Source organism: Streptomyces hilarionis, assembly GCF_024539675.1.
Lineage (GTDB): Bacteria > Actinomycetota > Actinomycetes > Streptomycetales > Streptomycetaceae > Streptomyces > Streptomyces hilarionis.
Map to the genome: position 1 here is coordinate 1 of NZ_JAHHIT010000509.1, position 385 is coordinate 385.

1 protein-coding gene is annotated in these 385 nt (G+C 57.9%); it reads left to right on the forward strand.

What is annotated here, in order from left to right; genetic code table 11:
• Positions 1–32 precede the first annotated feature (32 nt).
• A partial coding sequence (locus KMS84_RS39325) for a hypothetical protein (RefSeq protein WP_256921431.1) occupies positions 33–385 on the forward strand: 353 nt, incomplete at its 3' end.

Below are 385 nucleotides of genomic sequence, written 5' to 3' on the forward strand. Positions count from 1 at the left end.
TCCAAACGGACCCATCGTTGTCCGACTCCCCGGTGGAGGATGACCTGATCGCGGCATTGAAAGTCTGTGGGGCTCCTAGGCACGAAGACATCATCACCAAGATCAACGACTCGGCAGCTGCATTCAGGGCCGCTCCACCCGACTACAATGCTGCTCTCACGAATGCGCGGGTAGCGCTCGAAACATTAGCTGTTGATGTCGCAGACGACATTGCATCCAGGGGGAACGCTCATGGAAGCTACAACCCTGCGAAGTGGGGAGAGGTGCTTGCATATTTGCGCATCAACGGCGAGATCAGCGTGGAGGGGGAGAGGGGGCTAGCTGGAGTGTTCGGCTTTCTTAGTCCAGGCGCTCATCGGCCCGTCGGTATTCCTGAGGACCAGAT